7 protein-coding genes and 1 other annotated feature are annotated in these 7,958 nt (G+C 58.9%); of the genes, 6 read left to right on the top strand and 1 reads right to left on the bottom strand.

The window, feature by feature from the left end; translation table 11 throughout:
- A partial coding sequence (locus CLV97_RS18390; RefSeq protein WP_211295742.1) for a hypothetical protein occupies window positions 1-273 on the top strand: 273 nt, incomplete at its 5' end.
- 15 nt (window positions 274-288) lie between these two features.
- Here CLV97_RS18390 and CLV97_RS12045 read toward each other — a convergent pair.
- Entirely contained in the window at window positions 289-567 is a 279-nt protein-coding gene (locus CLV97_RS12045; RefSeq protein WP_106345777.1) for an AbrB/MazE/SpoVT family DNA-binding domain-containing protein, read from the bottom strand.
- Window positions 568-849: 282 nt separating this feature from the next.
- On the opposite strand from CLV97_RS12045, the gene CLV97_RS12040 reads away from it, so the two are divergent.
- The 5 genes from CLV97_RS12040 to lepB all read left to right on the top strand — a co-directional run bounded on the left by CLV97_RS12040 (window position 850) and on the right by lepB (window position 7,944).
- The gene (locus CLV97_RS12040) at window positions 850-1,803 is read left to right on the top strand and encodes a DNA double-strand break repair nuclease NurA (RefSeq protein ID WP_170070498.1); all 954 of its coding nucleotides are present in this window, start codon (window positions 850-852) and stop codon (window positions 1,801-1,803) included.
- 140 nt (window positions 1,804-1,943) lie between these two features.
- The gene (locus tag CLV97_RS12035) at window positions 1,944-3,785 is read left to right on the top strand and encodes an ATP-binding protein (protein ID WP_106345775.1); all 1,842 of its coding nucleotides are present in this window, start codon (window positions 1,944-1,946) and stop codon (window positions 3,783-3,785) included.
- Between the two features lie 52 nt (window positions 3,786-3,837).
- Window positions 3,838-4,311 (top strand): HIT family protein, encoded by a 474-nt coding sequence (locus CLV97_RS12030; RefSeq protein ID WP_245891511.1) that lies wholly within the window; start codon window positions 3,838-3,840, stop codon window positions 4,309-4,311.
- A 274-nt stretch (window positions 4,312-4,585) separates the two neighbouring features.
- Window positions 4,586-4,833, top strand: a binding site (T-box leader).
- Window positions 4,834-4,876: 43 nt separating this feature from the next.
- Complete coding sequence (gene metG, locus CLV97_RS12025; RefSeq protein ID WP_106345774.1) at window positions 4,877-6,871, top strand: methionine--tRNA ligase; 1,995 nt, start codon at window positions 4,877-4,879, stop codon at window positions 6,869-6,871.
- Between the two features lie 563 nt (window positions 6,872-7,434).
- Complete coding sequence (lepB, locus tag CLV97_RS12015; RefSeq protein WP_106345772.1) at window positions 7,435-7,944, top strand: signal peptidase I; 510 nt, start codon at window positions 7,435-7,437, stop codon at window positions 7,942-7,944.
- Window positions 7,945-7,958 lie beyond the last annotated feature (14 nt).

Raw genomic sequence — 7,958 nt, 5'->3', positions numbered from 1 at the left:
AGAGTAACAGAGCAATGCCTCCTTACTGCCGTTTGCCAAAACATCAAGAAAATGGCCTTGCTCCTTTGGAAGAGGAACAATGGGCCCCAAGGCGGGTCCTTTATCCGTCTGTTCTTCTCTATTTTCTTCCAATTAGCATACAAACCCAGCGGTTTTTCCGCTGGGTTTGTCAATAGCCTCAGGCCTTCCGTCGTACGGAAGGCCTGCAGGAATATACAAAAACACCAAAAAGAAAAGGAAGAACAGACAAAATCGATGCTTGTTTCCATGTAATAACAATGAATACGGTTACTCCACGGTCACTTCTTCCTTCTCCTTTTGGAGCAATTGATACATTTCCTCAATGCACTTTTTGCTTACGACTTTGTTCTTATAACGGATGGTGTTGTCCACTTCACCTGTAAAAATGCAAGCGGGTTCATATTTTTTTAACACGATCCGTTCGCCGTCCACGAAGATCTCCAGCGCATCCTTTTCTCCGATCCCCAAGGTCCTGCGCAGTTCAATCGGAATCACCACACGCCCCAGCTCGTCCACTTTCCGCACAATTCCGGTAGATTTCAGCATTTTCACTTCTCCTCTCTTTTGAGTCTTTTTGATCTTGGTCTCGAGCCGCCAAAATTCGACAGGAACGGCGTCATCAACATCATACCAGCGATTACCATTACAGTCAATAAGACAATCATAATTTGTCGCGTATTTTTTACAACATTCACAGTAAATTGAATGGAGATCCGCGGGAAAATGCGCGCTTTTCACCCGCTTGTGCGGGTGATTGCCGCACGATTTTTTTGTAGACTGTTAGTGTACGGGATGGACCAAGGTGTGGCGCGGAAGGGAGGAAGGAGCGTGCTCCCCGTTTCCGAGGAGTTGAAGCAAAAATTACGGGCGCTGAATCGGGAGCTGCGCCGGATGTATCCTCCTGCCGAATTTCGGCTGGAAACCCTCCGGCGGCGGCTGGAAGAGGCGGGAGCCTTTTTTCCGGTGGACAAGTGGTCGGAGGCGGAGCTGAAATCCTGGTTGGGAGAGGGTCTGCTGATCGGAGTGGACGGCTCGGTCAACTCGACCTCTGGAGCCCATCCCCACACCCTTTCGGTTTTTCAGGCATTGGCCAAGGGAACGCGCGGGGAGGAACACTGGGAAGCCGAAGTGTACACCCCCTTGCTGGAGCCGGAGGAGGAGATGAATGGAGGAGCGGCCCGGGAAGCCCGTCGGCGGGGGACCATCCTATCCAGCCTGGAGCTTCGGGCGGCCCTGGAAGCGATCAGAAGGTGGGCTCCCCGGGTGGTGATGATGGATGGTTCCCTGCGCCACTTCATGATCGACGATGCGGAAGGATGGAACGAATTGAAGGAGGCGGCGGAACGGGCCGGGGTCCTGCTGGTGGGGGTGTCGGAGGAGATCGGGACCAAGGGGTTGGCCCGGGCGCTGTTTCCCGACCGGCCGACCTGGTCGGACCGGGACATTTTGTACGGCGTCCTGAACCAGGGCGAGGCGTATGCCTGGGAAGGATGGGACGCATCGGACACCGGGCTGTGGAAAGTGGTGATCCGTCCCTCCGGAAGTCCCCAGCCGGTCGGCATCGATGGGTTGATCAGCCAGTGGGAGCACCGCGGGGACTTGATCCGCCTCTGCCGGACGCTGACGCCGGAGTCGGGGAGAGGCATCCCCCTGTGGCTGGATATCGTCGATGCGGAGGTGCGGGTGACGGATCCGCTCATCGAGGCGATGGTGGAAGAGTATATCGACCCGGATCTGCTTCACCGCCTGCTGGTGCCGAAGCGGAGCGAGCGGCATCTTTGACCCCGTGATGCATCTTGCCCTTTTCATGCGGCCTTTTTCTCCGGTTTTGTGCGTTTCTGAGGAGTTTTTCCGCCTTCGGGCGGACGGTGAGGTATGAAGAAGCGTCCCGAACGGGTTTCCGGCAAAGGAGGTAGGCGGCGGTGCAAGTGGTGGGAGTGACGACCCAACAGGAAGTGTACGCGGTTTCCAAAGAGCGAAAGTTTCGGGTGAACGAGATCCTCATCATCGAGGATGAGTCGCTCAATTATCCCCGTGGGGAAGTGGTGGAGACCCTGGCCTACAACCGGCTGATTCCGATGGGAATGGACAAGTCCCTGGTGGATTCGCAGGTGATTTCCTCCCTGGAACAGATCGGCTACGACATCGGAGCCGATGAGATCAATCTGGCCAAAATCCGGCTCTTTGCGGAGGCTCCCCATCCGGTGCGGACCGGGTGCCGGGTGCGCCCACCCAGCTTTGACGAAGTGCGGGAACTTTTGGTGAAACAGCTTCCGGAGGAGGGGATGGTGCTCGGGGAGATCCTGGGGACGGAGTCCCTGGCGCCGACCCTTCCTTCGGAGCTGTCCGGGCAGTTGTTCCGGATGGAGGCGGGACAGTTCCTTCCCCAACAGGGAGTCCCCTTCGTCTTCGACATCCGATCGATGCAGCAGTATCCCCACATCGGCATCTTCGGCGGTTCCGGTTCGGGCAAGTCCTTCGGCCTCCGGGTGATGTTGGAGGAACTGATGAAGCTGTCCATCCCGACGGTCGTCTTTGACCCCCACTTTGAGATGGATTTCAGCGAGCGGGTGGCGGAGCTGAAGGACCACGGCCCCGACTTCAGAGACCGGTGGCTTTCCGTTCAGGTGGGCCGGGAGGTGGGGGTCCTCTTTTCAGCCCTCTCCACCCGGGACGTGATTCAGCTGCTCGGGGCGGCCGGGGGGCACCTGACCGACTCGATGACCAACGTGATCGAAACCCTCCATCGGCGGGGGGATTCTTATCAGTCCTTCAGCGACCGCCTGAGCAACGTGGCCATGGCCCTGGAGGAGGGAAGCAAAGGACTGGAGCGGCGTCTCCGGGATCCTGAACTGACGCCGGAGGAGGCGGAAAAAACCCGGGACCTGCTGGGGCTGCTCCAAAAATACGGCAGCCTGCCCCTCGCCTCGGTCAAGGGGGTGCAGTGGCGCCTGTCGCGGCTGGAAAAGGCGGGGCTGTTTCAGCGCGATATCCAGCCCATTGAGAGGGCCCTGGAACAGCGGAAGCTCGTGGTGGTCCAGGGACCTGCCTGGGTGTTGCAGGTGTTTTCCACCTATGTGACCGGAAGCCTCTACCGGAAGCGGAGGGATTACCGGGATGCCCGGATGAACGGGGAGGAGGGCACCTTCTTCCCGCCCTTCGTCGTGGCCACCGACGAGGCCCACAATTTCGCCCCGAAGGGGGTGGATTCCCCGGCCAAATCAATCCTGAAGGAAATTGCGCAGGAAGGGCGGAAATACGGCGTTTTCCTGATATTGGCCACTCAGCGCCCCACCCTGCTGGACGAGACGATCACCGCCCAGCTCAATACCAAATTTGTATTCCGGACGGTACGCGGGACGGACATTGCCACCCTGAGGGAGGAGACGGATTTGACGCCGGAGGAAGGAAAGCGGCTTCCCTACCTCCGGTCCGGGGACACCTTCGTATCCTCGGCGGTGTACGGGCGGACGCTCTTCGTCCGGATCCGTGCGGCTTATACCCGGAGTCCTCACGTGGCGGATCCCTTCGCGGAACTTGCGGCGGTGTCGGAAGCGAGGGACGAAAAGGTGTTGGAGGCGATCCGGGAACGGCTGCCTCTGTTTGACACCGATCTGTTGGACGCCGTGGCCCACATCAACCGGACCTGCGGCCTCCGTTGGGAAGTGAGCCGACTGAAGCAGGAACTGGACCGGCTGGCCGCGGAGGGCCGGATCCTTCGGAAGGAATCCCCCTTTGCGGTCCGGTATGATGTGAAGCGGTGAAGGGAAATTGGATCATGCTTCAGAAGACGGGATCGAAAGGAGAGATCCTTCAGTGACGGGGGACTGGAGAAGGGATCCGATCGGCTCCGCTCTCCGCGGCGAAAACCCGATGGTGCTGGCCAAGATGAAAAGCGGGTTTGCCGTGATCGGGAACACGCAATTTCTGCCCGGCTATTGTTTGCTGTTGGCGTATCCCCGGGTGGAATCGTTAAACCGGTTGAGCCTGGAAAGGCGCCAGGATTTTTTGCTCGACATGAGCCTGATCGGTGAGGCTGTCGAGCAGGTCTGTCGGCCGAAAAGGGTCAATTACTCCATTTACGGCAACAAGGATCCCTTTTTGCACGCCCACATCTTTCCCAGGTACGATTGGGAGCCGGAGGAACTGAAACCGTATCCGGTCTGGCGATATTCCGATGAAAAGTGGACGGACAGGCGATACCAATACAATGAGGAGAATCACGGCGAATTGCGAAAAAAGCTGAAGGAAGCATTGATGGATGGGATGAAACAGGCGTATCGCCGGTGATGGAAATCGGTCCGAACGACCGGTGGATCAATACAGGGGGATTTATCCCGACGGCTCGATGTATAGGGAGACGATTCTTCGGCAATCAAGGGTAATAAATCCTCTCAAAAACCGATGGAAAGGGCTATGCTGCAGATCCGGGAGAAACGAGGCGGCTCCCTATCCGTCGTTCGGGGAACGATTTCTTAAGGCGATAGAAGGTTGACGGTTGATTTGTCTTCTTCGGATTCGCTATAATGGTATAACACGATAACCGATTTTTTCCGGGAATAACTGCCCGTCGATGAAGGGGATGAGTAACCGCCGGCCGGCCATCGACAGAGAGCCGGGTCAGGTGAAAGCCGGCATGGCCGCCGCGGTGAACATGGCCCCCGAGATCCCGCCCTGAAGCCGGTTTTGGTGGGTAGGGGCGGGCGCACTCCGGCGTTATCGGAGCAGTGTGCAGCACTGGCTGAGGGCATCCGCCGCGAGGGGATGCCGAAATTGGGTGGTACCGCGTGAGGAGAGCCTCTCGCCCCATGTTCGGGCGGGAGGTTTTTTGATATGCGGAAAGGAGGAAACGAGTGTGGCGGAACAAAAAACCTTCTACATCACGACGCCGATCTATTATCCCAGCGACAAACTGCACATCGGCCACGCCTACACCACGGTGGCCGGTGATGCGATGGCCCGATACAAGCGGCTCAAGGGATATCGGGTGATGTACCTGACCGGAACCGACGAGCACGGCCAGAAGATCCAGCGCAAGGCCCGGGAACAGGGGAAGACTCCCCAGCAGTTCGTCGATGAAATCGTGGCGGGTATCCGCCAGCTCTGGGATCGTCTGGACATCTCCTACGACGACTTTATCCGGACGACCGAGGAGCGGCACAAGCGGGTGGCGCAGAAGATCTTCAAACGCTTGATGGATCAGGGGGATATCTATCTCGGCGAGTACGAGGGCTGGTACTGCACCCCCTGCGAATCCTTCTGGACGGAGCGGCAGCTGGTGGACGGGAACTGCCCCGACTGCAACCGTCCGGTGGAAAAAGTGCGGGAGAAGAGCTATTTTTTCCGGATGAGCAAGTATGTGGACCGCCTGTTGGCCCATTACGAGGCCCATCCCGACTTCATCCAGCCGGAATCCCGGAAGAACGAGATGATTCAGAACTTCATCAAGCCGGGTCTGGAGGATTTGTGCGTATCCCGCACCACCTTCGACTGGGGCATTCCGGTTCCCGACGATCCGAAGCACGTGATGTACGTGTGGATCGACGCCCTGACCAACTACATCACCGCCATCGGCTATCTGTCGGATGACCCCGAGGAGCGGGCCAAATTTGAGACCTTCTGGCCGGCGGATGTGCACCTGGTGGGCAAGGAGATCGTCCGCTTCCACACCATCTATTGGCCGATCATGCTGATGGCGCTGGGGCTTCCCCTGCCGAAAAAAGTGTTCGGTCACGGTTTTCTGCAGCTGAAGGAAGGGAAGATGTCCAAATCGAAGGGAAACGTGGTTTATCCGATTCCTTTGATCGAACGTTACGGATTGGACGCGCTCCGCTACTACCTGCTCCGGGAAGTCCCCTTCGGCGCCGACGGTTCCTTCACTCCGGAAGCATTTGTGGAACGGATCAACGGCGATCTGGCCAACGACCTGGGGAACCTCCTCCACCGGACGCTCACGATGGTGGAGAAGTACTTCGGCGGCATCGTCCCGGAGGCCGTCGAAGGCGCCACCCCCCACGACGGGGATTTGAAGCGCCTGGCGGAAGAGACGGTGGACCGGGTGGAGAAGGCCCTGGAGGCGCTGCAGTTCTCCGTCGCCCTGACGGCGATCTGGGACCTGATCCGCGGCACCAACAAATACATCGAGCAGACGATGCCCTGGGAATTGGCGAAGGATCCGGCCAAGAGGGACGTCCTGGGCTCCGTCCTCCATCACCTTTTGGAGTCGCTCCGGATTGTGAGCGTGCTCCTTCAGCCCTTCCTGACCCGCACTCCTCGCCGGATGTGGGAACAGTTGGGCCTCTCCGAAGGGGAGCTGACCGCCTGGGAGAGCTCCCGCCGGTTCGGTTCCTTCCCCTCCGGCGTCCGGGTCAAAAAGGGAGATCCCCTCTTCCCCCGACTGGACGTGAAAGAAGAGGTGCAGGCCATCCTGCGGATGATGGGCGCCGCCCTCGCCGATTCCGGAGACTCCGGGGAATCCGGGAAGAAACCGGAAAAGGGTGCGTCCAAGAAAGAAGAGGATGCCCCCGGGATCATTTCCATCGGCGACTTCGCCAAGGTGGACCTGCGCGTGGCGGAAGTGGTGGAAGCGGACCGAGTCAAAGGGGCGGACCGACTGCTCAAACTGCAGTTGGATCTGGGCGGGGAACGCCGCCAGGTGGTGGCCGGGGTCGCCCAGTATTATCAGCCGGAGGAGCTGGTCGGCCGCAAGGTGATCTGCGTGGCCAATCTGAAACCGGCAAAGCTTCGGGGAGAGCGCTCCGAAGGCATGATTCTGGCCGCCAAGGACGGAGACCGGCTGGTGCTTGCCACCGTTTCCGGCGACATTCCGAGCGGTACCCGGGTGAAGTGAAACCGGCCGATCACTCCGGGGGCGAAGGCCTCCGGGGTGATCGGTTGTTTTGTTTGATGTCTCCATTGCCGACGGTTCCGAGAAGGGGACGGAATGAAAGAAAAGGCGGTCGGAAAGTTGCGCCGGTTCGGAGCGGGATCCTCCCGCTTTCCGATCCCGCGTTTTTCGGCCGCCGTTGCGGGTTTCGTCGCCGAAAGAGACGGAAAACCCGAAGCGCGGTGGGGAAGACCCAAAGGCCGGGCGGAGCGGCGGCTTTCTCCGGGCGTTATCGCGGCGCCCTTGAGCGGCTCATCCCGGAGCCATTGCTCCAGAGCGAATTTGCAGGAATTTTTCCCGGCGCAAAGGGGAATTGAATCGGTGATTCCCCATCCATTGGCGGAATCGCTGTTTATCTTTTACAATGGACAAAGGAAAAAATCTGCAGTGACGGCAGAAGTCCTCTCCGTCTCCTTCAGGTGGAGCTGGTCCGTGCGGAATTTTCGCCGGGATCCGGAAGGCGGGGAGATGGACGGTGCTTTGCTTGCGGCCGGCTTGGCAAAGAGATCACGGGTGGAGGAGGTCGCATGTTGCATCGATCGCGCTCCAGTGAATGGTTGATCGCCGTGTTGATCGCAGTGCTGTTGGCGATGGTGATCCGGCTTTACTTTTATGCTCCCTACCGGGTGTACGGCAGCTCCATGTTTCCCACCCTGCAGGGGGATGAGCTGCTGATTGTGAACAAATGGATTTATGATCAGCGATCTCCTTCCTACGGTGATATCATCGTGTTCCACACGGAGGAGGGCCGGGATTTCATCAAGCGGGTGATCGGCCTCCCGGGCGATGAAATCGCCATCCGCGGGGGTCACGTATGGCGGAATGGGAAGAAGCTGGAGGAACCGTACATCTCCAGTGAAATCCGGGGGGACTATCCGAACACGCGGGTGCCGCCCGGCCACCTGTTCGTCCTGGGGGATAACCGCAATCACAGCCGGGACAGCCGGGATATCGGGATGATCGACGTCAACGAGGTGGTGGGGAGGGCGGAAATCGTTCTCTACCCCTTGGACCGTTTTCAATTGCTCGTGAGATGATTGGAGGAGGATTT

It is taken from the genome of Planifilum fimeticola (assembly GCF_003001905.1).
In the GTDB taxonomy this organism is placed as follows: Bacteria; Bacillota; Bacilli; order Thermoactinomycetales; family DSM-44946; genus Planifilum; species Planifilum fimeticola.
This window is presented reverse-complemented; position numbering and strand designations above follow the sequence as displayed.

Coding starts and splice junctions, on each gene's coding strand:
- lepB (WP_106345772.1), top strand. CDS start 7,435: ATGTTGCATCGATCGCGCTCCAGTGAATGGTTGATCGCCGTGTTGATC.
- CLV97_RS12045 (WP_106345777.1), bottom strand. CDS start 567: ATGCTGAAATCTACCGGAATTGTGCGGAAAGTGGACGAGCTGGGGCGT.